This window comes from Gordonia tangerina, from assembly GCF_021556435.1.
GTDB classification, from domain to species: domain Bacteria; phylum Actinomycetota; class Actinomycetes; order Mycobacteriales; family Mycobacteriaceae; genus Gordonia; species Gordonia tangerina.
On record NZ_JAKGCU010000025.1, the window covers coordinates 1 to 21356 of the forward strand.

20 protein-coding genes are annotated in these 21356 nt (G+C 66.5%); 10 read left to right on the forward strand and 10 right to left on the reverse strand.

Annotated features, from left to right (window positions below; all coding sequences use genetic code 11):
* Positions 1–412: 412 nt before the first annotated feature.
* Positions 413–1558: a phosphoserine transaminase gene (gene serC, locus L1892_RS20250; RefSeq protein WP_235725450.1), complete on the reverse strand. Its 1146-nt coding sequence runs from the start codon at positions 1556–1558 to the stop codon at positions 413–415.
* A 94-nt stretch (positions 1559–1652) separates the two neighbouring features.
* On the opposite strand from serC, the gene L1892_RS20255 reads away from it, so the two are divergent.
* From L1892_RS20255 to L1892_RS20265, 3 genes are read left to right on the forward strand one after another with little or no spacing between them, the layout of a single operon-like run.
* Complete coding sequence (locus L1892_RS20255) at positions 1653–2321, forward strand: TetR/AcrR family transcriptional regulator (protein ID WP_235725451.1); 669 nt, start codon at positions 1653–1655, stop codon at positions 2319–2321.
* Positions 2302–3222, forward strand: a complete 921-nt coding sequence (locus tag L1892_RS20260) for an ABC transporter ATP-binding protein (RefSeq protein ID WP_235725452.1) — start codon at positions 2302–2304, stop codon at positions 3220–3222. Before L1892_RS20255 ends, L1892_RS20260 begins: the two co-directional genes overlap by 20 nt.
* A complete protein-coding gene (locus L1892_RS20265) occupies positions 3219–4859 on the forward strand; it encodes an ABC transporter permease (RefSeq protein ID WP_235725453.1) in 1641 nt (546 codons plus the stop codon). The genes L1892_RS20260 and L1892_RS20265 overlap by 4 nt, the downstream gene beginning before the upstream one ends.
* On the opposite strand, the gene L1892_RS20270 is transcribed toward L1892_RS20265, so the two are convergent.
* A complete protein-coding gene (locus tag L1892_RS20270) occupies positions 4816–6663 on the reverse strand; it encodes a BCCT family transporter (RefSeq protein WP_235725454.1) in 1848 nt (615 codons plus the stop codon). The two genes, L1892_RS20265 and L1892_RS20270, sit on opposite strands and share 44 nt — an antisense overlap.
* Before the next feature lie 280 nt (positions 6664–6943).
* Positions 6944–8074 (reverse strand): citrate synthase 2, encoded by a 1131-nt coding sequence (locus tag L1892_RS20275; RefSeq protein ID WP_235725455.1) that lies wholly within the window; start codon positions 8072–8074, stop codon positions 6944–6946.
* Between the two features lie 191 nt (positions 8075–8265).
* On the opposite strand from L1892_RS20275, the gene pdxH reads away from it, so the two are divergent.
* The 3 genes from pdxH to L1892_RS20290 all read left to right on the forward strand — a co-directional run bounded on the left by pdxH (position 8266) and on the right by L1892_RS20290 (position 11442).
* Positions 8266–8961: a pyridoxamine 5'-phosphate oxidase gene (gene pdxH, locus L1892_RS20280; protein WP_235725528.1), complete on the forward strand. Its 696-nt coding sequence runs from the start codon at positions 8266–8268 to the stop codon at positions 8959–8961.
* A 20-nt stretch (positions 8962–8981) separates the two neighbouring features.
* A complete protein-coding gene (locus L1892_RS20285) occupies positions 8982–10289 on the forward strand; it encodes an MFS transporter (RefSeq protein WP_235725456.1) in 1308 nt (435 codons plus the stop codon).
* A gap of 76 nt (positions 10290–10365) precedes the next feature.
* On the forward strand, positions 10366–11442 hold the full coding sequence (locus L1892_RS20290) for an isopenicillin N synthase family dioxygenase (RefSeq protein ID WP_235725457.1): 1077 nt from the start codon (positions 10366–10368) through the stop codon (positions 11440–11442).
* 11 nt (positions 11443–11453) lie between these two features.
* Here L1892_RS20290 and L1892_RS20295 read toward each other — a convergent pair whose 3' ends face one another.
* The 3 genes from L1892_RS20295 to L1892_RS20305 are packed head-to-tail and all read right to left on the reverse strand — an operon-like array spanning position 11454 to position 14066.
* Positions 11454–12497: an oxygenase MpaB family protein gene (locus L1892_RS20295; RefSeq protein ID WP_235725458.1), complete on the reverse strand. Its 1044-nt coding sequence runs from the start codon at positions 12495–12497 to the stop codon at positions 11454–11456.
* A gap of 41 nt (positions 12498–12538) precedes the next feature.
* Positions 12539–13423: a 5-oxoprolinase subunit C family protein gene (locus L1892_RS20300; protein WP_235725459.1), complete on the reverse strand. Its 885-nt coding sequence runs from the start codon at positions 13421–13423 to the stop codon at positions 12539–12541.
* Entirely contained in the window at positions 13416–14066 is a 651-nt protein-coding gene (locus L1892_RS20305; RefSeq protein WP_235725460.1) for a 5-oxoprolinase subunit B family protein, read from the reverse strand. The genes L1892_RS20300 and L1892_RS20305 overlap by 8 nt, the downstream gene beginning before the upstream one ends.
* A gap of 119 nt (positions 14067–14185) precedes the next feature.
* Here L1892_RS20305 and L1892_RS20310 point away from each other — a divergent pair, with 119 nt between their 5' ends.
* The 4 genes from L1892_RS20310 (at position 14186) to L1892_RS20325 (ending at position 18284) form a co-directional block, all read left to right on the forward strand.
* Positions 14186–15133: a carbohydrate kinase family protein gene (locus tag L1892_RS20310; protein ID WP_235725530.1), complete on the forward strand. Its 948-nt coding sequence runs from the start codon at positions 14186–14188 to the stop codon at positions 15131–15133.
* 70 nt (positions 15134–15203) lie between these two features.
* Positions 15204–16526, forward strand: coding sequence for a citrate synthase (locus L1892_RS20315; protein WP_235725461.1), 1323 nt, complete (start codon positions 15204–15206; stop codon positions 16524–16526).
* Between the two features lie 81 nt (positions 16527–16607).
* Positions 16608–16976, forward strand: coding sequence for an FKBP-type peptidyl-prolyl cis-trans isomerase (locus L1892_RS20320; protein WP_235725462.1), 369 nt, complete (start codon positions 16608–16610; stop codon positions 16974–16976).
* 24 nt (positions 16977–17000) lie between these two features.
* Positions 17001–18284, forward strand: coding sequence for a cryptochrome/photolyase family protein (locus L1892_RS20325; RefSeq protein ID WP_235725531.1), 1284 nt, complete (start codon positions 17001–17003; stop codon positions 18282–18284).
* Between the two features lie 6 nt (positions 18285–18290).
* On the opposite strand, the gene L1892_RS20330 is transcribed toward L1892_RS20325, so the two are convergent.
* From L1892_RS20330 to L1892_RS20345, 4 genes are read right to left on the reverse strand one after another with little or no spacing between them, the layout of a single operon-like run.
* On the reverse strand, positions 18291–19487 hold the full coding sequence (locus L1892_RS20330) for an ABC transporter permease (protein WP_235725463.1): 1197 nt from the start codon (positions 19485–19487) through the stop codon (positions 18291–18293).
* A complete protein-coding gene (locus tag L1892_RS20335) occupies positions 19484–20389 on the reverse strand; it encodes an ABC transporter ATP-binding protein (RefSeq protein ID WP_235725464.1) in 906 nt (301 codons plus the stop codon). Before L1892_RS20335 ends, L1892_RS20330 begins: the two co-directional genes overlap by 4 nt.
* Positions 20386–21051 carry a hypothetical protein gene (locus L1892_RS20340; protein WP_235725465.1) on the reverse strand — a complete coding sequence of 222 codons (666 nt, stop codon included), beginning with the start codon at positions 21049–21051 and terminating at the stop codon, positions 20386–20388. Before L1892_RS20340 ends, L1892_RS20335 begins: the two co-directional genes overlap by 4 nt.
* Positions 21048–21353, reverse strand: a complete 306-nt coding sequence (locus L1892_RS20345; RefSeq protein ID WP_235725466.1) for a helix-turn-helix transcriptional regulator — start codon at positions 21351–21353, stop codon at positions 21048–21050. Before L1892_RS20345 ends, L1892_RS20340 begins: the two co-directional genes overlap by 4 nt.
* Positions 21354–21356: the final 3 nt, after the last annotated feature.

The window sequence follows — 21356 nt, forward strand, 5'->3', positions numbered from 1 at the left end:
CACCGCGAACAACAACTGGCTGCACCACCGCGCCGCCGCGATCAACCTGCGCCGCCTGATCACCCTGGGGCTGAGCACCACCAACAACACCTGGACCCTGACCACCGCCTGACCCCGCGGGACAAGCGCCCGAGCAACACTCGCCCGCGATCAACAGACCCAGCATTACCGACGGCCAGCCGCACACAGACCACTTCTTCAGCAGCCTCCTAGGCGAGGCAACGTATCGAGACCCGGCGCGAGGCAAGGGATCTCGATACGCCCGCTCGCCTAGCGGCTCGCGGGCTACTCGATCAGCGGGACGGTGGCTCGCGGGCTACCCGATCAGCGGGACGGTGGCTCGCGGGCTATCCGATCAGCGGGACGGTGGCTCGCGGGCTACTCGATCAGCGGGACGGTCAGCAGGAGGCCCTCAGAGCTTGTCGACGACGAAGTCGATGCACGACGTCAGCTTGCTGACATCGTCCGGCTCGATCGCCGGGAACATGCCGACGCGCAGCTGGTTGCGACCGAGCTTGCGGTACGGCTCGGTGTCGACCACGCCGTTGGCGCGCAAAGTCTTTGCGACCGCCGCCGCGTCGACCTCGTCATCGAAGTCGATGGTGCCGACCACCTGGCTGCGCTGCGACGGATCGGCGACGAACGGTGTCGCGAATTCGCTCGCCTCGGCCCACTGGTAGAGGCGTGCGCTGGAATCGGCGGTGCGCGAGACGCACCAATCGAGACCGCCCTGGCCGAGCATCCACTGCACCTGGTTGTCGAGGAGCAGCAACGACGCCACGGCTGGGGTGTTGTACGTCTGGTTCTTGCTGCTGTTGTCCACAGCGGTGGGCAGCGAGAGGAACTCGGGGCACCACCGGTCGGTCTCGGCGATATGCGAGATCCGTTCCAGGGCGCGCGGGCTCATCAACGCGATCCACAGGCCGCCGTCGGAGGCGAAGCACTTCTGCGGTGCGAAGTAGTACACGTCGGCGTCGGCGATGTTCACCGGGAGGCCGCCGGCGCCGGAGGTCGCGTCGATGGCGACGAGTGCATCGTCAGAGCCTGCCGGACGGGTCACGGGCACGGCCACCCCCGTGGAGGTCTCGTTGTGCGCCCAGCCGATCAGGTCGATGCCGCCGAAGTCGTCGGCGGTCAGCGCGGCGGGATCAGGCGCGGTCCCCGGGTCGGTGGAGATCACCGCGGGCGAGTCGAGGAACGGGGCCTTCTTGGCGACTGTGGCGAACTTCGAGGAGAACTCGCCGTAGGTCAGGTGCAGGGAACGCTGCTTGATCAGTCCGAAAGCAGCGGCATCCCAGAAGGCGGTGGTGCCGCCGTTGGAGAGCACCACCTCGTACCCGTCGGGCAGGGCGAACAACTCCGACAGGCCGGCGCGGATGGAGCCGACGACATTCTTCACCGGCGCCTGACGGTGGCTGGTGCCGAACACCGACGCACCGGTGTCGACGAGGGATTGCAGTTGTTCCGGGCGCACCTTGGACGGGCCGCATCCGAAGCGGCCGTCCGACGGCAGGAGGTCGGCGGGAATCGTGATCGGTGCGGTGGCGGTGTCACTCATGTCCGCAAGTCTAAGGTTGTGGCCCCGACCACCCCGGTCAGGCCCCACTGGTTATCTGTTGACCCCGGCTGAACGTGTGTTTAACATCTTGTACATGCGTTTAGCTGACGCCGACGATCGCACCACCCGCGCTCGGGTCCGCGACACCGCCATCGAGGTGTTCGCCCGCGACGGCTTCACCGCGACCGTGCGCACGATCGCCGAGGCCGCCGGGGTGAGTCCGGGGTTGGTGATCCATCACTTCGGCAGCAAGGAGAAGTTGCGCGCCGAGTGCGACGAACATGTCCTGCGGCAGACCCGCGAGGCCAACGAACAGGGGCTCGACGAGCAGGCCGGTCCGCACGCGTTCGCCGGATTCGTGCGGCGGATGGAGGACATCGACTCCGATGGCCCGCGCATCGTCTATCTCATCCGCAGTCTGCAGGCGGGCGGCGAGATGGCCCGTCAGTTGCTGGCGCACCTGGCCGAGGACGCCGAACAGACCTTCCGCAAAGGCGTGGCCGCCGGAACCATCCGGCCCTCCCGCGACGAGGCCGCCCGCGCCCGGTACATGGTCGCGCAGTCGATGGGTGCATTGCTGGTCGACGTGGTGATGAATCCGCCCGCGGACTGGTCGGATGCCGGGGTGATCCTGCAGTCCTACGTCGACCGGGTGGTGTTGCCCGCAGCCGAACTCGCCGTTCACGGGGTGATGACCGACGAGTCATTGCTCGATGCGGTACTGGCCTATCGAGAGGAACGCAATGACCACGACTCTGACTGATCCGGTGATCGACATCGAGGGGCTACGGAAAACGTTCGGCTCGTTCGCCGCCCTCGACGGCCTCGATCTCACCGTGTGCGCCGGCGAGATCGCCGGATTTCTCGGTCCCAATGGCGCCGGGAAGTCCACCACGATCCGCACCATGCTCGGGATGTACCGGCCCGATGCCGGGCGAGTCGCGGTATTCGGGCGCAACCCGATGGCCGACGCGGTGGCGATCCATCGTCGTCTCGCCTATGTGCCCGGCGACGTCAATCTATGGCCACAACTGTCCGGCGGCGAATGTATTGACCTGCTCCTGTCGTTGCGGGGTCTGCGAGTCGAGTCCGGCAGACGCAAGAACGAACTGATCGACCGGTTCGACCTCGACCCCACCAAGAAGGCCTCGGCATACTCGAAAGGGAACCGCCAGAAGGTGGCGTTGATCGCCGCGCTGGCGGCGCCATGCGAACTGCTGGTGCTCGATGAGCCCACCTCCGGACTGGATCCGCTGATGACACGCGAGTTCACCGATTGCGTGCGCGAAGTCGCCGACGGCGGGGCGGCGGTACTGATGTCGAGCCATCTCCTCGACGAGGTCGAGCAACTGTGCCAGACGGTCACCATCATCCGGGCCGGCAAGACGATCCGGTCCGGCCCGCTCACCGAACTGCGCCACCTGCGACGCTCACGGGTGACCGCCACCATCGGAGTCGGCGCACACGACCTGGCCTCGATTGTCGGCGTGCACGACTTCACCGCCGACCACGATCAGGTCAGCTTCACCGTCGCCGACGCCGGACTGGCCGAAGTCACCCGCGTCCTCGCCCGACTCGACGTGAGGGGGTTGGCGGTCGAGCCGCCGAGTCTCGAGGAACTGTTCCTGCACGTCTACTCCGAACCCCGCGAGGTCGGGGCATGACGGCGGGGACGGCGGGAGTCGCCGGCGTGCGCGCGAGCGTGGTGTCGCATCAACTGGCCCACGTCGGAGTGCTCGTGCGACTCGGCCTACGACGCGAACGGATTCTCGCGCCGATCACGGTTGTGTTGTTCGTGTTGATCAACGTGTCGACCGCACAGGCGATCTCAGGGATGTACGAGACACCCCAGCAGCGGCTGAGCCTGCAGGCCGGGCCTGGTGCCAACCCGGCCTTCCGATTTCTGCTCGGTGAGTTGACCCACGTGGAACCTACCGCGGCGCTCGTTTCCTGGCGCGCGGGGCTGTTCCTGATCGCCGCGCTCGGGGTTTGCGCGGCGATGATGACCGTGCGGCAGACCCGCAAAGAGGAGGAACTCGGCCGTACCGAACTCGTCCGGGCGGCCGCCGTGGGCCCGCTGGCACCGGCCGCCGCGGCCGCGGCCGTCGCTACCCTCTTCGTCGGCATCGTCTCGGTGGCAATGGCAGTGATCCTGCTCCCGCTGGGGGCCGATGCAGGCGATGCGGTCGCCGTGTTCGCGCAGTACGCCTCGACCGGGCTGGCTGCGATCGGGGTGGCGTTGGTCGCCGCGCAGATCGCGACCACCTCCCATATCGCCAACCTGACCGCCAGTTCGGTTGTCCTACTGGGCTATCTGCTTCGCGGTGCAGCCGACGCAACCGACGACTGGGCATGGCTGAGGTGGACCAACCCGATCGGATGGGCTGAGCAGATCGACCCGTTCGGGAACAACGATCTGCTGCCCGCCGTGTTGTCGGTGGCGGTGTTCGTCGGCGGGACGGCCATCGCCGGGCGGGTCGCGGTGCACCGCGATCTGGGAGCCGGGCTGATCGCCCAGCGCCGCGGTCCGGCGGCGAGTTCCCGCCTGCCACGCGTCGAGTCGTTGGCGGTGCGGCTGTCTCGGTCGTTGCTGTTGGCATGGGCTGCAGGCATATTCGTCTACGCGTTGATCATCGGTTTCATGCAGCCCTCAGTGGCCGACCTCGCGCAGGGCAACGAACAGTTTGATCAGGTCATGCGCGCCGCACTCGGTGACGCGACGTTGAGCACGTTGTTCGGGATGACCATGCTGGGCTTCCTCGCTGTCGCCGCCTCGGCATGGGGAGTCAATTTGGCCGAACGTCTGCGGGCCGAGGAGTCGGCCGGTCGCGCCGAGGTGGTACTCACGACGCCGACTGCTCGGGGCCGCTATTTCCTCACCTACACGGTGATCGGTGCGGTGGGCGGCGTCACCCTGGTGATCGTGGCGGCGGCCGGCATGGTGCTCGGCTCCGGCATCGCGGGCGGGGGATGGTCGAGAGCCGCGACCAACGCCGCGCAAACGGGCGCAGTGCAGGTTCCGGCGATGCTGGTCGTGGTGGCGATAGCGCTTGCGCTCTACGCGATCCGACCGTCGCTGGCCCATGTCGGATGGGTGGTCGTGGTGGGGGCGTTGCTGCTCGGGCCGCTGTCGGGCATGTTCGACCTGCCGCAGTGGGCCGCCGATCTGTCGCCGTTCACCCACACCCCGCTGGTGCCGGTGGACCCGATGCGCGCGACCCCGATCGTCGTGCTGATCGGGGTCGCGGCGCTGTTCGTCACGACTGGCTGGGCGATCTTTCGTCGTCGACAGATCGGCTGACCTCGCCGTTGGTGGACCCGTCGCCATCTGCGAGGGGATCCTCGGGTTCCTCGTACGCACCCATCGCGAACGATCCGGTCTCCGGGTCGACCGTCACGGCGTGATGCGGTACCTCGTGCACCGCGACGATCAGCTCGCCGGTATCGGGCTTGTCGGCGTTGTCGGGCAGTCCCGCGAAGGTCGCCGACATCGGACGCCGGCGTTTCTCGTGACGATGCGCCGGTTCGGCGGCTGCGGCGACGGCGGCCGCCTCGCTCCCATTGCCCAGACTGAGGTGAAGGAATCTCGGCTGCACGGCGATGTCGTAGTGGAACGCCCGTAGCAACGAGATACACGCGAGCACCATGACGATCGAGAACGGCACCGCCGTGGCGATCGACATCGTCTGCAAGGCGGTCAACGAGTCGGTGCCGCCGACCAGCAGCAGCACGGCTGCCGTCACCCCTTCGAGGCTGGCCCAGTAGACCCTGGTCAGGACTGGGGTCTCGATCTTGCCGCCGGTGGCGAGCATGTCAACGACCAGCGACCCGGAGTCCGACGACGTCACGAAGAACATGACCACCACGATGATCGCTATGACGCTGGTGACCGCGGCCAGCGGGAACCCGTCGAGCAACTGGAACAGCGACGTGTTTGCGTTGACGCTGCCGTCATCGAGCATGTTGCCCTCCTGCTGCTGACGCAGGATGCCGGAGTCGCCGAAGATGGTGAACCAGATGGCGCTGATGAACGTCGGGAGCAGCAGCACACCGGCGATGAACTCACGGATGGTGCGGCCGCGGGAGATCCGGGCGACGAACATGCCCACGAACGGGGCCCAACTGATCCACCAGCCCCAGTAGAAGATGGTCCAATCGGCCATCCAGGTGTCGTCGGCGAACGGCGCGGTGCGCAGCATCATGTCCGGCAGCGTGGCGATGTAGTTGCCCATGTTCTGCACCCAGGACTGCAGCAGGAACAGCGTGGACCCCAGGACCAGGACGAACGCGGCCAACAGCGCCGCGACCGCCATGTTGATGTTCGACAGCCATCGCAGGCCCTTGGTGACACCGGTGACCACGGAGAAGATCGCCAGGCTCGTGATCAGGAAGATCATGATGACGACCACCCAGTTGTTGACCGTCAGCCAACCGAGATACTCCAGGCCGGCCGAGATCTGCTGGATGCCGAAACCCAGCGAGGTGGCGACACCGAACAAAGTGCCGACGATGGCGACGACGTCGACCAGATGCCCGATCCAGCCTTCGACACGTTCGCGGCCGATCAACGGCTCGAGCAGCCAGCGCACCGCGAGCGGGCGTCCTTTGCGGAACGTCATGTACGCCAGGCCGAGACCCACGACGACGTAGATGCCCCAGGCGTGCAGGCCCCAGTTGAACAGCGTGAGTTCCATCGCCTGATTGGCGGCGGCGTCGGTGGAACCTTCGATGCCACCGGCTTCGGGTGGCGTGATGTAGTGCGACAGCGGTTCGGCGACGCTGTAGAACACCAGGCCGATGCCCATGCCGGCGGCGAACAGCATCGCGAACCAGGACAGGACACCGAACTCGGGCTCTTCGTCGTCTTTGCCGAGTCGGATCGTTCCGATCCGGCTGATCGCACAGTAGATCGCGAATATCACGAACCCGGTGACGATGAGGATGTACCACCAACCCACGCCGGAGGTGATCCACCCGTTCAGCTTTTGAAATGCGTCGGCTGCCGTGCTCGCGTAGATCACGCAGAAGATGATCAAGGCGAAGATGATCAGCGACGCGGTGACGAACACCGGTTTGTGCTGCTCCCGCCAGGCGGACCGGAACATATCTCGCTCCCTTGCAACTCGTGCACATCGACGATCGTCGTCGACGCGGAGCGGCACAGCGTGCTGCTCGGCATCGACGGCAGTCGACCTGCTCACATCGGCGGCGAACCGACCGGTTCCGCGACGTATTCGCGACCTAATCGGACGCTACTGCAGGATCAGGGTGTGCAATCAGTGGTATTCGGGCAATCGTTATGTGTCTGATTTATGACCCTACGACACCGGCTTGCCCTATGCGCGGGGGCGGGGCGGGGCGCACCTCCCCGCGATCGGGTGCGGATCAGAGTCCCGGCGCCGGTTTGACGTCGCCCCAGCCTGCGACGTCCTCGGGTCGTCGTGGGCTTGGTCCGGTGTAGATGGCGGCGGGTCGGACGAGTTTGGCGAGGCGTTTTTGTTCGAGGATGTGGGCGCACCATCCGGCGGTGCGGCCGCAGGTGAACATGGCGGGCATCATGTGGGGTGGGACCTCGGCGAAGTCGAGGATGACCGCGGCCCAGAATTCGACGTTGGTCTCGATGGCGCGGTCGGGGCGGCGTTCGCGTAGTTCGGTGAGTGCGGCTTGTTCGAGGGCTGCGGCCACTTCGTAGCGGGGGACGTCGAGTTCTTGGGCGGTGCGGCGTAGTACGCGGGCGCGGGGGTCCTCGGCGCGGTAGACGCGGTGTCCGAAGCCCATCAGTTTTTCTTTGCGGTCGAGGATGCCGCGGACGAGGCCGCGGGCGTCGCCGGTGGTTTCGACTTCTTCGATCATCGGGAGCACTCGGGCCGGTGCGCCGCCGTGCAGTGGCCCGGACATCGCGCCGATCGCGCCCGACAAGGATGCGGCGACGTCGGCGCCGGTGGATGCGATCACTCGTGCGGTGAATGTCGATGCGTTGAGGCCGTGTTCGGCTGCGCTGACCCAGTAGGCGTCGATGGCTCGGATGTGTCGGGGGTCGGGGTCGCCTTTCCAGCGGGTCATGAAACGTGCGGTGACGGTGTCGCATTGGTCGATGATGTGTTGGGGGACGGCGGGTTGATGGATGCCGCGGGCCGATTGGGCGACGTAGGACAGTGCCATTACCGAGGCGCGGGCGAGGTTGGCGCGGGCGGTGTCGTCGTCGATGTCGAGGAGGGGTCGGTAGCCCCAGATGGGGGCGAGCATGGCCAGGGCGGCCTGTACGTCGACGCGTACGTCGCCGGTGTGGATGGGCAGGGGGAAGGGTTCGGCCGGGGGGAGTCCGTCGCCGAATCGGCCGTCGACGAGCAACGCCCACACGTCGGCGAAGGTGACGTGGTTTTCCACGAGGTCTTCGATGTCGACGCCGCGGTAGCGCAGGTTGCCGCCGTCTTTGTCGGGTTCGGCGATCTCGGTGGTGAAGGCCACCACTCCTTCGAGACCGGCGACGAAATCGTCGGGCACCGTGTTGGACATCGAAGACCACCTCACCTCGACACGCACATCGTGTGGACCACTGTCGTGGGGATACCACACCGCGATCCACCACGACCCGCAATCTCACCAGGAACTCTAGGACAGGAGCACACCGGCGGCATACCGGGGAGTAACCGTGCGTCGCGGAGTAGCCTCACCTCGTGGCCGATGATGCGATTGACCTACCCAACATGCGGGTGGGCTACGGCGGCGGCATCCCACCGAACATCGGCGAAGGGGACCGCGCGGCGGGTGCCGACGGCATCCGCGAGAACCTCGATCCGAGCTGGCTGCGCGGGGACCCGCCCTGGTTGGACCTGTTTCATGTGTGGCTGCGTGAGGCCATCGACTCGCGCATCCCCGAACCCAACGCGATGGTGCTCGGGACCGCCGACGCCGAGGGCATCCCGTCCACACGCACCGTGCTGTGCAAAGGGGCCGACGCGTCGGGCATCGTCTTCTTCACCGGCTACGACTCCGACAAAGGGCACCACCTGGCTGCCAATCCGTATGCGTCGGTGACCTTCCCGTGGATCGCGCTGGAACGCCAGGTTCACTTCCGCGGAGCAGTGGAGCACGTGACGATGGAGGAGACCGCGGAGTACTGGTACATGCGACCACGCGGCTCCCAACTCTCCGCGTACGCATCTGCGCAGTCGCAACCCATCGAGACCCGTACCGACCTCGAGGATCTCGCGGCCCGGGTCGCCGCGCAGTTCGGTGGATTCGATGCCGGCGCAGAGATTCCGGTGCCGCCGGCGTGGGGCGGCTATCGACTGGTGCCCACGACCGTCGAGTTCTGGCAGGGGCGTGCCAACCGGCTGCACAATCGGGTTCGCCTGACCCGATCGGACGCCGGGTGGGAGGCCGTGCGACTGCAGCCGTGAGCCACTACTAGGCTTCGCTGGTGCCCACCGCTCCCCGGCCGAGGCGGCTGTCGAGTCGACGACTGCTCGCGGACACCACGCCACTGCGGAATCCTTACTTCCGGCGACTGTGGACCGCGAACATCGTCACCGTCGTCGGCGCGCAGCTGACCGTCGTCGCGGTGCCGGCGCAGATCTACCAGATCACCGGCAGCTCGGCCTATGTCGGCCTGACCGGCGTGTTCGGCCTGGTTCCGCTGATCGTGTTCGGTTTGTGGGGTGGTGCGCTGGCCGACGTGTTCGACCGCAGGCGCATCCTGATCGTGACGACACTGGGTCTGATCGGCTGTAGCGCGCTGTTCTGGGCGCAAGCGGCGCTCGGTGTCGGGAATGTCTGGCTTCTGTTGAGCGTCTTCGCCGTTCAGCAGGCGTTCTTCGCCGTCAACCAGCCCACCCGCACCGCCGTGCTCCCGCGACTGTTGCCGCTGACCGAATTGCCCGCCGCCAATTCGCTGAACATGACGGTGATACAAGCGGGCGCCATCGCCGGACCGCTCGTCGGCGGCGCGCTGATCCCGGTACTCGGCTACGCCACGCTGTACCTGGTCGACACACTGAGCCTGCTGGCCACGCTCTGGGCGGTGCTCCGATTACCCGTATTGCGTCCGGAACTCGCGGACGGTCAGCGCCGTCCCGCCGCCGGGTTGCGGTCGGTGCTCGACGGATTCCGATACCTGCGCGATCACCGGGTGTTGTTGGCCAGCTTCCTGGTGGATCTGATCGCGATGATCTTCGGGATGCCGCGCGCACTGTTCCCGCAGATGGCGCACGAGAGCTTCGGCGGTCCCGAAGGTGGTGGTCTCGCGTTCGCCTTGCTGTTCGCGGCGATTCCGCTCGGATCGGTGATCGGTGGGGTGTTCTCCGGGTGGGTCGTGCGGGTGCGCCGTCAAGGTCTGGCCGTGATCGTGTGCATCCTGATCTGGGGCGCGGCCATCTCGGTGGCCGGTGGGGCGCTGTTCTTCGCGCACGGTACGGCGTTGCCGATGCTGCCGGTCGTGGTGGTCGCGCTGATGGTCGGCGGGGCGGCGGACATGGCCTCGGCGGCATTTCGGCAGACGATGCTGCAGGCCGCGGCCACCGACAACGTCCGTGGCCGATTGCAGGGCGTGTTCATCGTCGTGGTGGCCGGTGGGCCTCGCATCGCCGACGTCACGCACGGGGCCACGGCGGCCGTGGTCGGCACCGCGGTGGCGACCGCAGGCGGCGGGGTGGCGGTGATCGTGCTGACGATCGTTGCCGCGCTGGTCATTCCGGCGTTCGTCCGATACCGGGCCGGTCAGCTGGCCTGAGTGATGGGGCAGTCCGTCGCGACTCGGACAAAGTGCCTGCTCAGCGAAGCCGCGGATTCGGTGCCAGTATGGTGCCATGAGTGCGGTAGTCGACAACCCCACGGGCACCTTCGCGGTGCCGATCATCGACATCACGCCGTACACGGCCAACGGAGACGCGGCGCAACGCGCAGTCGTCGCCGCCCAGATCGACGACGCCGCCAGCACGGTCGGTTTCATGCAGATCATCGGGCATCAGATCCCGGCCGCGGTGATCGAGGAGTTCACCGCGGTGATGGATGATTTCTTCGCGTTGCCGCTCGAGGAGAAGAAGGCCTACCGTACGCCGCCGGAGATCAATCGCGGGTATTCGCCGCCGAAGTCGGAGTCGTTGTCGTTGAGCCTCGGCGTGGAGCCGGCCGAGGGCATGAACGACTTCTTCGAGGCCTACAACGTGGGCGTCGAGGCCGCCGCCTACCCGGACCTCGAACTGCCCGACGATCAGTACGCCGGCAACACCTGGCCGAGTGTCGACCACTTCGAGGCGGCCGTGTCCGCGTATTTTGCCGAGGCCTCGCGGGTGGCGCACACCCTCACCCGGATCTTCGCCGAGGCGCTCGATCTCCCGCCGGATTTCTTCGACGGATACACCGACCATTCCCTCGACGTGCTGCGGATGAACAACTATGCGCTGCCGCCCGGCGAGGTGGAGCTCGACGGTGAGCTGACCGGCATGGGTGAACACACCGACTACGGGATCGTCACGGTGCTGTGGGCCGACCAGGTGCGTGGACTGCAGGTCCTCGATCGGGACGGCGAATGGCACGATGTGGAGCCCGCGGACGGCGCGTTGCTGATCAATCTGGGTGACCTGATGGCGCGCTGGACCAACGAACGCTGGATGTCGACGCTGCACCGCGTGAAGCCGCCGGTGATCGACGGAACCATCGAACGTCGTCGGTCCGCCGCGTTCTTCCACGACGGCAACATCGATGCCATCATCTCCACCCTCCCGTCGTGTGTGGGTGCGGGGAGTCGCTACTCGCCGATCACGGTCGGCGAGCACATCGGCGCCAAGCTGGCCGGCTCGCGCGCCGGGCTGTCGAATCCCTACGCGCGCCGCGAAGCGCAACGCGTCCGCCAGGCGATGCGTCGCGGCATGGGCCAGCAGTAGCCCCGACCCGCTCAGTCGGAGCTGATGCGGCCCGGGTAGGTGGCGCGCCGTGCGGCGTGCACCGGACAGTAGTGCATCGGGTTGTCGCGCTCGGCTTCCGGCGGCAGGTTGCGGGCGGGGGTGTGCACCAGCGGGGCGTCGTCAGCCACCCGACCGTGCACGCGATCCCAGGCGTCGCGGGGACGCGGATGGCGCAGGAACCGTTTCGGCAGCAGGCGGTGCATCACCAGGTTCACGCCCCTACCGAGTAGGCGGAATCGTCGCTCGTCGGTCTCGCTCCACGGCAGCCCGAGGATCTCACGCACCGGTTCGTCGTAGAAGCCGGTGGTCATCCAGGTGAAGAATCGCTGGTTCTGTTCGGCCATGAAGCGGAACCAGAACCACTCCGGGATGAACGAGAGAAACGGCGGCGGTGGGAGCTTGCTGATGTCGAGCACCGTACGTACGGCCGGATGATCGCGAAGCTCGTTGCGGCACATGTAGTCCCAATACTCGAGGAAGTCCTCGTAGGTATCCGGGACCGGGCGCATGGAGACGCCGTACATCGCGTACCAGGCTTTCGACTCCTCGAATAGTTGCCGCTTCTGGTCCTCGGTCAGCCACGGGCCGAACCGCTCGCAGAGTCGGACGTTGCCGTACCAGAATGTGGCGTGCGCCCAGTAGAAGACGTCGGGATCGAGGGCGTGATACCGAGAACCATCCTCCATCTCGCCCTTGACGTCCCGGTGGTAGTCGCGTACCTCCTCGCCGGTGGTCGGACCCGAGTCGGGCACGGGGTCGAACACCACGCCACTGATGGGGTAGAGCGAGCGCATCAACCGTTGCCAGCGTTCGCCGAAGAAGTCCGAGTGCTCCCAGACGGCCGCGCCGAGTTTGGGGTGCATGTTCTGCATGGAGCCGGCCCACAGGCCCTGGAACATCCCGGTCCAGGTGCCCCAGATCTGCCACGTCAACGAGTCCGGGCCGAGCGGCGTGTAGTCCTCGGCGCGGATGGGCGCCGGGCGCCGGTGCTCGATCGATGAGTCCTCTGGCGTGTTCGTCAGCACCTCGGTCATGAGACGAAAGTTTAGAATCGTCTCACCCGGGGTGTCAATGTTCACCGAATGCGGAAGCGCACCCTATCGCCCGCGACGAGCTGCGCCGCGCGGTCCGACGACGCTGCGGTGAGAACGGCGACGACGGGGTATCCGCCGGTGACCGGGTGATCGGCGAGGAACACGACCGGACGTCCACTGGGTGGGATCTGCACAGCGCCATGCGGGATGCCCTCGGAGGCGAGTTCTGCGGTGTCGGCGCGATGGACGACCAGCGGGTCATCGCTGTCTTCGGGACGGGACAGTCGCACACCCACCCGGTTGCTGTCGGCGCCGACCACCCACACGCCACGGGGCAGATGCGCGGGGGTCTGTACATGATCGCGGCGTGGTCCCTCGGTGGCCTCGAGTTCGGTCACCGCCGAGTCCGCGGCCGCCCGGGGCGCCGACGATGTGGCCGGCCAGTCCTCGGTGGGTTGGCCCACCGGCAGTTCGGTACCGGCGCGCAGGGCGGGCGGACCGAGGTCGGACAGGGTGTCGGTGGAGCGGGACCCCAGCACGAGCGGGACGTCGATGCCGCCGCGAATCGCAACATAGTTGCGGCACCCGCGGGTCGGACTCTCGATGGTCACCTCGGCTCCGTCGGAGACGGGGAGCGCAGCGTCGACGCCGACCGGTATCCCGTCCACGCGGACTTCGGCGCGGGCCCCCGTCACCGCCATCAGCACATCGCCGTGGAGTCGAATGTGCAAGCCTCCCAACGTGGCCTCGATCACGGCTGCCGATTCCGGGTTGCCGACGAGTCGGTTGGCCAAGGTCAACGCCCCGCGGTCCGCGCCACCGGACACCGGGACCCCGAGGTGGGCGTATCCGGCGCGGCCGAGATCCTGCACCGTGGCCAGCGGGCCGGGCGCGACGACGGTGACCTGCCGGTGTCGATCACTCATCCGCGACGAACCTCACCAGGCTGCCCGGCCGCAGTCGGGCCGGGGGGACCGCCGCCTCGTCCCACATCGTCATCGACGTCGCGCCGAGCAGCTGCCAGCCACCGGGACTGACCCGCGGATACACCGCGCTGTAGCCCGCGGCGATCGCGACCGCGCCGCGCGGGACACGGGTGCGCGACTCGGACCGCCGGCCCACCGTGCACAACGGATGGTCGTGTTCGTCGTGGGGGATGAGGTAGCCGAAGCCGGGGGCGAAGCCCATGAACTGCACCTGCCACAGGGTGTTCGTGTGCAATTCCACGACCCGCGGGATGTCGACATCGAGCAGTCGGGCGACGTCGGCGAGGTCGGGCCCGTCGTAAACGACGGGAATCCGCAGTTCGTCGTCGGCCCCGCCGGCGGTCGCCACGCTCGCATCGCCGGTGCGCAGTGCCCGGTGGACGCCGAGGGTGTCGATACCGTTCCCTCGATCGGCCTGCACCAGCACGGTCTGCGCGCTGGGTACCACGTCGGCGATGAGGAGGGTTCCCGCCGTCCGGGCGGCATGCAGGGCGGCGGTGGCGCGCGCAACCGCCTCGGTCGGCGCCGGGTCGCCGGAGAAGTCGAGCATCACCGCGTCGTGACCTGCGGGCAACTCGCGCATACGTCCAACCTACCGGCCACTCAGCGGCCATGATGACACCACGAACAGCGGCGTGGCCGGATCTGTCAGCGTGGCGGGTTGCCGGTCCGGCCGAGATGCTCGACAACGAAAAGGTGCGAATGCGCGAGATCGTGGTGTGTGGTGAAGCGCTGGTCGACGTGGTGGGAACGTCGGCGAGTCCGGCTGGTGCCGGCGGTGGCTTGCCGCCGCTGCAGCCGGCGCTCGGTGGTGGCCCGTTCAATGTTGCGGTCACCCTCGGCAGGCTGGGGAGCGCGGTCTCGTTGTGCTCGGCGGTGTCCACCGACACCTACGGCGAGGCCATCGTGTCTGCGCTGCGCTCCGCGGGCGTCGGCACGTCGCTGTTGCAGCGACGGGCCGAACCCACGTCGCTGGCCCTGGCGACGATCGGACCCGACGGCGGCGCGCAGTATTCGTTCTACGTGGAGGGCACCGCGGACCGTCAGGTGAGCGACCCCGGCTCGTTGGCCAGCACGGTGGCCGCGGTGTGTTTCGGCACCCTGTCGATGGTGCTGGAACCTGGTGCGTCGGTGTATGAATCGCTGTTGCGGCGATCTCACGGCGAAGGGCGGTTGGTGATTGTCGACCCGAACATCCGGCCGGCGGTGATCGCAGATCCCGACGCGTACCGTCGTCGGTTCGCGTCCTGGACATCGTCGGTCGACATCGTGAAGCTCTCCGACGAGGACGCCGGGTGGTTGGCGAGCGGACCCGACGGCACGACCGGCGACGAATGGCTCGCGGCAGGTGTGAGCGCGATCATAACGACGGCGGGGGCGGCCGGAATCACCGTCCGGACCCGCCACACCGAACTGACCGTACCCGCACCGCCCACTCAGGTTGTCGACACCATCGGTGCAGGTGACAGCGTTGTCGGCGGTGTGCTGCGACACCTGGATCGGATTGGTGCGCTGTCATCGGTGGCGGTGGCCGAGCTCGACGCCGATCAATGGCGCGCGACCGCCGAATTCGCAGGTGAGGTCGCTGCGGTGACCGTTTCCAGGCCCGGCGCGGACCCTCCGTGGGCGAGCGAGCTGGCAAGCGACTAGGTTGTAGCCAACAGCATCCTTACCCGGATCTGCGTTGAACATAGGCTCAAACCTGAGTAAAGGGGTTCGTGTGTCCGCTGAAACAGTCCCAGCTGACCAGGCATCCGATACGGCATCAGCGACCGTGACCTACCCCGGTGGGCAGCTGGAGCTTCCGATCCTGAAGGCCACCGAGGGGTCCGATTCCGTCGCGCTGGGCAAGTTCCTCGCCGAGACCGGGCTGACCACCTTCGACGGTGGCTTCGTCAACACCGCGTCGACCAAGTCGGCGATCACCTACATCGACGGCGACGCGGGCATCCTGCGCTACCGGGGCATCCCCATCGATCAGCTCGCGGAGAAGTCCACCTTCATCGAGGTCAGTTACCTGCTGATCTACGGTGAGCTGCCGACGCCGTCCCAGCTCGACGACTTCACCGACAAGATCCGTCGGCACACCCTGCTGCACGAGGATCTCAAACGGTTCTTCGACGGCTTCCCGCGCAACGCGCACCCGATGCCGGTGCTCTCCAGCGCGGTCAACGCGCTCTCGGCCTACTACCAGGATTCGCTGGATCCCAAGGACCCGGAGCAGGTCGAGCTGTCCACGATCCGGCTGCTCGCAAAGTTGCCCACCATCGCTGCGTACGCCTACAAGAAGTCGGCCGGACAGCCGTTCCTCTACCCGGACAACTCGCTGAGCCTGGTGGAGAACTTCCTGCGGATGACCTTCGGCTTCCCGGCCGAGCCCTATGAAGTGAACCCCGAGGTCGCCAAGGCGCTGGACATGCTGTTCATCCTGCACGCCGACCACGAGCAGAACTGTTCGACCTCGACCGTGCGCCTGGTCGGTTCGTCGCAGGCCAACCTGTTCACGTCCATCTCCGGCGGCATCAACGCCCTGTGGGGTCCGCTGCACGGCGGCGCCAACCAGGCGGTGTTGGAGATGCTCGAGGAGATCCGGCTCGCCGGTGGCGACACTCAGGCCTTCATGAACAAGGTCAAGAACAAAGAGGCCGGCGTGAAGCTAATGGGCTTCGGCCACCGCGTCTACAAGAACTACGATCCGCGTGCCGCCATCGTCAAGAAGACTGCGGACTCGATCCTGGAATCCCTTGGCGTGCAGGATGATCTCCTCGATATCGCCAAGGGTCTGGAAGAGGTCGCACTCAGTGACGACTACTTCATCGAGCGCAAGCTCTACCCGAATGTGGACTTCTACACCGGTGTCATCTACCGTGCGATGGGCTTCCCGACCCGGATGTTCACCGTGCTGTTCGCACTCGGCCGGCTGCCCGGCTGGATCGCGCACTGGCGTGAGATGCACGAGGACCCGGCAGGCAAGATCGGTCGTCCGCGCCAGCTCTACACGGGCTACACCGAGCGCGACTATGTCGCCATGGATGCGCGCTGACCGACCCGCGGGGAGCCGGCGGACGACATCGACAAGCCGTCCGCCCACAGATACCGACTGACGACTCAAAGGAGAGTCCCGTTGACCAGCGCTGAGAAACCCGAAGTCGATTTCCCCGAGGGGCCTGCCCCGTCCGAACTGCAGATCACCGATCTTGTGGTCGGCGAGGGCGCCGAAGCCCAGCGGGGTGGCGTCGTGGACGTGCATTACGTGGGCGTCGAGTTCGCGACCGGTGAAGAGTTCGACTCCTCCTGGGATCGCGGCCAGTCCGCAAACTTCCCGCTCGAGCGCCTCATCCCCGGTTGGCAGGAGGGCATCCCCGGTATGAAGGTCGGCGGTCGGCGTCGGCTCACCGTGCCGCCGCAGTTGGCCTACGGCCCGGCCGGTGCCGGCCACCGTCTGTCCGGCAAGACGCTGGTGTTCGTCATCGACCTGCTGGGTGTGGGGTAGTCCATTTCCGCACGACCCTCGCTGCTGTGGCTCCGGCGCGATCTGCGCCTGGGCGACCTCCCGCCGTTGATCGCGGCGCAGGAGTCCGGTGACGAGGTACTGATCTGTTTCGTCGTGGACCCGCGACTGGAGAAGTCGTCGGGTCCACGACGTCTGAGCTTTCTGTTCGACTCGCTGCGCGACCTCGACGAGCAGTTGTCCGGGCGGCTCCTGGTGGTCCGCGGTCGGCCCGACGAGGAGATCCCCAGATTGGCCCGCGCCGTCGATGCGATGTCGGTCCATGTGAGCGAGGACTATTCGCCGTTCGGTCGTCGGCGTGACGGCGCAGTGGCCGAAGCGCTGGGCGACACCCCATTCGAGGCGGTGGGCTCGCCGTACCTGGTGTCGCCCGGACGGGTCACCAAATCCGATGGCGAGCCCTACAAAGTGTTCACGCCGTACTTCAAGCAGTGGCGCAGCCACGGGTGGCGCGCTCCGGCGTCGTCGTCGGTTTCCGCTACCGACCTCGTGGATCCCAGCACCATCAAGCGTTCCGGCCGCATCAAGATTCCCGCTGCCCCCACCGAATTGTCGCTGCCTGCCGGGGAGCGGGCCGCGGCCCAGCGGTGGCGGGCATTCGTCGACGACGATCTCCCCGGCTACGACGACGACCGTGACCGACCCGATCTCGACGTCACCAGCCGGATGTCGGCCTACCTGAAGTTCGGAAACATCCACCCGCGCACGCTGGCCGCCGATCTTGGCAGATCGAAAGGCGCGCAAGCGTATCTGCGGGAGCTGGCGTTTCGCGATTTCTACGCCGACGTGCTCTACCACTGGCCGAAGAGCGCCTGGCACAACTGGAACAGCCAATTCGACGACATCGCCCTGGACACCGACAAGTCGGCCTATGAACGCTTCGACACCTGGAAGGCGGGGCGTACCGGCTTCCCGCTGGTCGACGCCGGTATGCGCCAGCTGGCCGAGTCGGGATTCATGCACAACCGGGTACGAATGCTCACCGCGTCGTTTCTGGTGAAGGACCTGCACTTGCCGTGGTGGTGGGGTGCCCAGTGGTTTCTCGACCAGCTGATCGACGGGGACATGGCCTCCAATCAGCATGGGTGGCAATGGGCTGCCGGTACGGGAACCGATGCGGCGCCGTACTTCCGGGTGTTCAATCCCGATACTCAGGCCGGGCGGTTCGACCCGGACGGCGAGTATGTGAAGCGCTGGGTGCCGGAGTACGGGTCGGACGACTATCCCGACCCCATGGTCGACCACAAAGCGGAGCGAGAAGAAGCACTCCGGCGCTTCGGCGAGATCTGACCCTGATCAGCGAGCCAGCGACAGTGCCTCACTCCACTTGATGCGGGTGCCGGTACGCAAGATCGACCGCTGATAGATCCGCGAGGCAAACCAGGTTGCTGCGGCGCAGGCCAGGATCATCAGCACGAAGGTGACGATGACCTGCATGGTCGAGGTGTCGCCGGTCGCGATCCGAATCGGCATGAGCGCGGCGCTGAACGGCGGAATCCACGTGAGTACCTGAATCAACGTGGAATCCAGTGCCTGGATGCCGAAGATGCCCGAGTACATCACCGCCATCGCGAGGATGGTCAACGGCGCGGAACTGGCGTTGAGTTCCTCCTGCCGGGAGACGAGTGCGCCTGTCGCGGCGTAGAGCGTTGCAAAGAACAGGAATCCGAGCACGAACCACGCGATGACGGCGGCGAACATGCCGATAGCCGTGCCTTGGATGGTCAGCAACCCGGTGGCCATGCCGGCGATCAACGCGGTCGCTCCCAGCAACAGAACCTGCGCCATCGCGATCGCGCCGATCCCGATGATCTTTCCCCACAAGAGGTGCAGCGGTTTGATGGTGGCCAGCAACAGTTCGACGACGCGTGAGGTCTTCTCCTCGACCACGCCCACGGCCACCATGGAACCCCCCATCATGATCGCCGTGATGAGCAGGATCGTCCCGACCAGTGCGATGACGATACGTTGTCCCTCATCCGGTCGGTCGGGGGTCGTCTGCTCCACGGTGAGCGATGCCCGGGGCAGCGTGGCCGCGTCGACACCACGATCGGAGAGGGCTTGGTTCAATGACGCCTGGTCGACCGAGGACCGGAGGATGCCATCGAGCGTCGGACTGAGACCGCTGTCGGAGATCGCAACGAACTGTGCGTTCGGCCCGACGACCAGCGCGGCGTCGAGCCCTCCGTCGGCCACTTGATTGCGCGCGTCCTCGGCCGTCGCCACCGGTTGCACGTCGACCGGGCTGCCGGTCGCGTTCCCGAATTCCTCGATCGTGCTCGACAATGCGGGGCCACCCCCGACGACGCCGACCTTGTCGGGTTCGGAATCGCCTGCCAATGCCGACCACACGACTGCGCCGACGATGATCACGACCATCAGTAGCCCGGTACTGATGAGGAATGATCGGGTTTTGGCGCGGGTGACGATTTCTCGTTGGGCGACCAGCCAGATCGATTGGGCGGCTGAGGATTGCGGGACAGAGGAGTTCATGCGGAAACGGCCTCTCGGAACAGTTCGGTCAGATCGGGAGTCGAGGGCGCGAACCGGTGTACCGGTCCGGTGCGCAGGGCAGCGGCGAGGATGGACTGGTCGTCGGCGATCGTCGGGTCCACGCGCAGCGACGTGATGTTGTCTGTGTGCCGATAATCGGCGCCCAGAACGCCGGGCAGACCGTCGGCCCACCGGGTCGTGGTCGGCGGCCCGGTGATCTCCAGGGTGACGCCGTCGCGGGCACGTAGTTCGTCGACGCGTCCGAGCGCACGCATCTGGCCGCGCGCCACGATGCCGACGCGATCGCACAACCGTTGGACCAGGTCGAGCTGATGCGACGAGAAGATCACCGGGATACCCTCGGCAGCTTTCTCTTTGAGGACATCACTCATCACATCGACGGCCACTGGGTCGAGACCGGAGAAAGGCTCGTCGAGGACCAGTACGCGAGGATCGTGGACGAGTGCGGCAGCGAGTTGCACGCGTTGCTGGTTGCCCAGGCTCAGATCGCCCACATCGTCATTGACACGCTGGTCGACCCCGAGTCGGGTGGTCCAACGGTCCACACTTTCCTGCGCGGCTCTGATGGACATACCGTGCAGGCGAGCGAGAAAGACGAGTTGTTCACCCACTTTCATCTTCGGATACAGGCCGCGCTCCTCGGGCATGTACCCGATCTGACGGCGGGTGTGCAGATCGATGGGATTCGCACCGAGGGTGACGCGGCCTGCGTCGGCTGCGAGAACACCCAGGATGATGCGCATGGTGGTGGATTTGCCGGCGCCGTTGCTGCCGACGAATCCGAACAACTCCCCGGGTGACACCTGGAAAGTCATGTCCTGCAGGGCGACCAGATCGCCGTATCGTTTGTGTAGGCCGTCGATGATCAACGGTTCGTTCATCGCGTGCTCCGTTCGGGGTCGGCGGTGTCCGGGTTGCCCGGGTCGGGGAGGGGCGCGGAGCCGGGGTGGTGCGCGGAGTCCTCGGGGTAGGCGGGGGCGACTTCGAGATCTTCGGGATCGGGGTCGGACATCCACCATGTGGTCAGCAGTGTCGGCAGCATCACCGCGCACAACACGAGCGTGATCAGCACGATCGCGGTGCCGTACACCGCGTCGCCGCTGACCTGGTCTTGGGTACTGAGGGCGACCAAGATGAAGTAGGGCACGAACATCAGCGAGTACAGCACGATGAATGCCATCGATCGTGCCGAGTTACGTTGTGCCGCTTGAATCTCGTCGAGGGCCGAGACGGGCGTGTCGGCGATCGACCCGGTGACGATACGGAGCAGGTACTGGCATACGAGCGAGCCGACCACGGCCACCCCGAACGGCACGATGAACCACTCGGTGAAGTAGGAGAGGACGGCGGCGATGCCGGCGACGGCGAGAATCACCAACTGGCACACCACCAATGTGCGATAGCCACGACGGTTGCGCCACCGTCGGAGGGAGCCGGCATGCCTGGTGTTGAACCGCAGATGCCGCTGGGCTCGCCAGAGATCGTAGCGACGCCAGAATTCCGGAGTCGCCTCCTCGGGAACGGCGGAGTTGGGGTCCCTCATCGTGCACCTCCAAGGTCTGAAGTCGGTGAATCGTGGCTGTCCGGACGCCGATACAGTTCCGCCGACATCGCACCGAATTCAGTGCGACTGAACACGGCTTCGACGGGTAGATCGAATACGGCGCAGATGCGGAAGGCCAGATCCAGGCTGGGATAGTTGTCGCCCCGTTCGAGTGCGCCCACCGACTGCACATTCACCCCGACCATCTCGGCGAGTTGGGCGCGGGTGAGCTTGCGCTCGGCGCGTAACACGCCGATCCGGTTGTAAATGGGGAGCTTGTCACCCCGCCGCACTGGACTCACCTG

Excerpts from the sequence above, each read along its gene's own strand:
- L1892_RS20335 (WP_235725464.1), bottom strand. The coding sequence starts at position 20,389 with ATGAACGAACCGTTGATCATCGACGGCCTACACAAACGATACGGCGAT.
- L1892_RS20305 (WP_235725460.1), bottom strand. The coding sequence starts at position 14,066 with ATGCGCGAGTTGCCCGCAGGTCACGACGCGGTGATGCTCGACTTCTCC.
- L1892_RS20310 (WP_235725530.1), top strand. The coding sequence starts at position 14,186 with ATGCGCGAGATCGTGGTGTGTGGTGAAGCGCTGGTCGACGTGGTGGGA.
- L1892_RS20270 (WP_235725454.1), bottom strand. The coding sequence starts at position 6,663 with ATGTTCCGGTCCGCCTGGCGGGAGCAGCACAAACCGGTGTTCGTCACC.
- L1892_RS20340 (WP_235725465.1), bottom strand. The coding sequence starts at position 21,051 with ATGAGGGACCCCAACTCCGCCGTTCCCGAGGAGGCGACTCCGGAATTC.
- L1892_RS20275 (WP_235725455.1), bottom strand. The coding sequence starts at position 8,074 with ATGTCCAACACGGTGCCCGACGATTTCGTCGCCGGTCTCGAAGGAGTG.
- pdxH (WP_235725528.1), top strand. The coding sequence starts at position 8,266 with ATGCGGGTGGGCTACGGCGGCGGCATCCCACCGAACATCGGCGAAGGG.
- L1892_RS20330 (WP_235725463.1), bottom strand. The coding sequence starts at position 19,487 with ATGAACTCCTCTGTCCCGCAATCCTCAGCCGCCCAATCGATCTGGCTG.
- L1892_RS20295 (WP_235725458.1), bottom strand. The coding sequence starts at position 12,497 with ATGACCGAGGTGCTGACGAACACGCCAGAGGACTCATCGATCGAGCAC.
- L1892_RS20260 (WP_235725452.1), top strand. The coding sequence starts at position 2,302 with ATGACCACGACTCTGACTGATCCGGTGATCGACATCGAGGGGCTACGG.
- L1892_RS20255 (WP_235725451.1), top strand. The coding sequence starts at position 1,653 with ATGCGTTTAGCTGACGCCGACGATCGCACCACCCGCGCTCGGGTCCGC.
- L1892_RS20265 (WP_235725453.1), top strand. The coding sequence starts at position 3,219 with ATGACGGCGGGGACGGCGGGAGTCGCCGGCGTGCGCGCGAGCGTGGTG.
- serC (WP_235725450.1), bottom strand. The coding sequence starts at position 1,558 with ATGAGTGACACCGCCACCGCACCGATCACGATTCCCGCCGACCTCCTG.
- L1892_RS20300 (WP_235725459.1), bottom strand. The coding sequence starts at position 13,423 with ATGAGTGATCGACACCGGCAGGTCACCGTCGTCGCGCCCGGCCCGCTG.
- L1892_RS20290 (WP_235725457.1), top strand. The coding sequence starts at position 10,366 with ATGAGTGCGGTAGTCGACAACCCCACGGGCACCTTCGCGGTGCCGATC.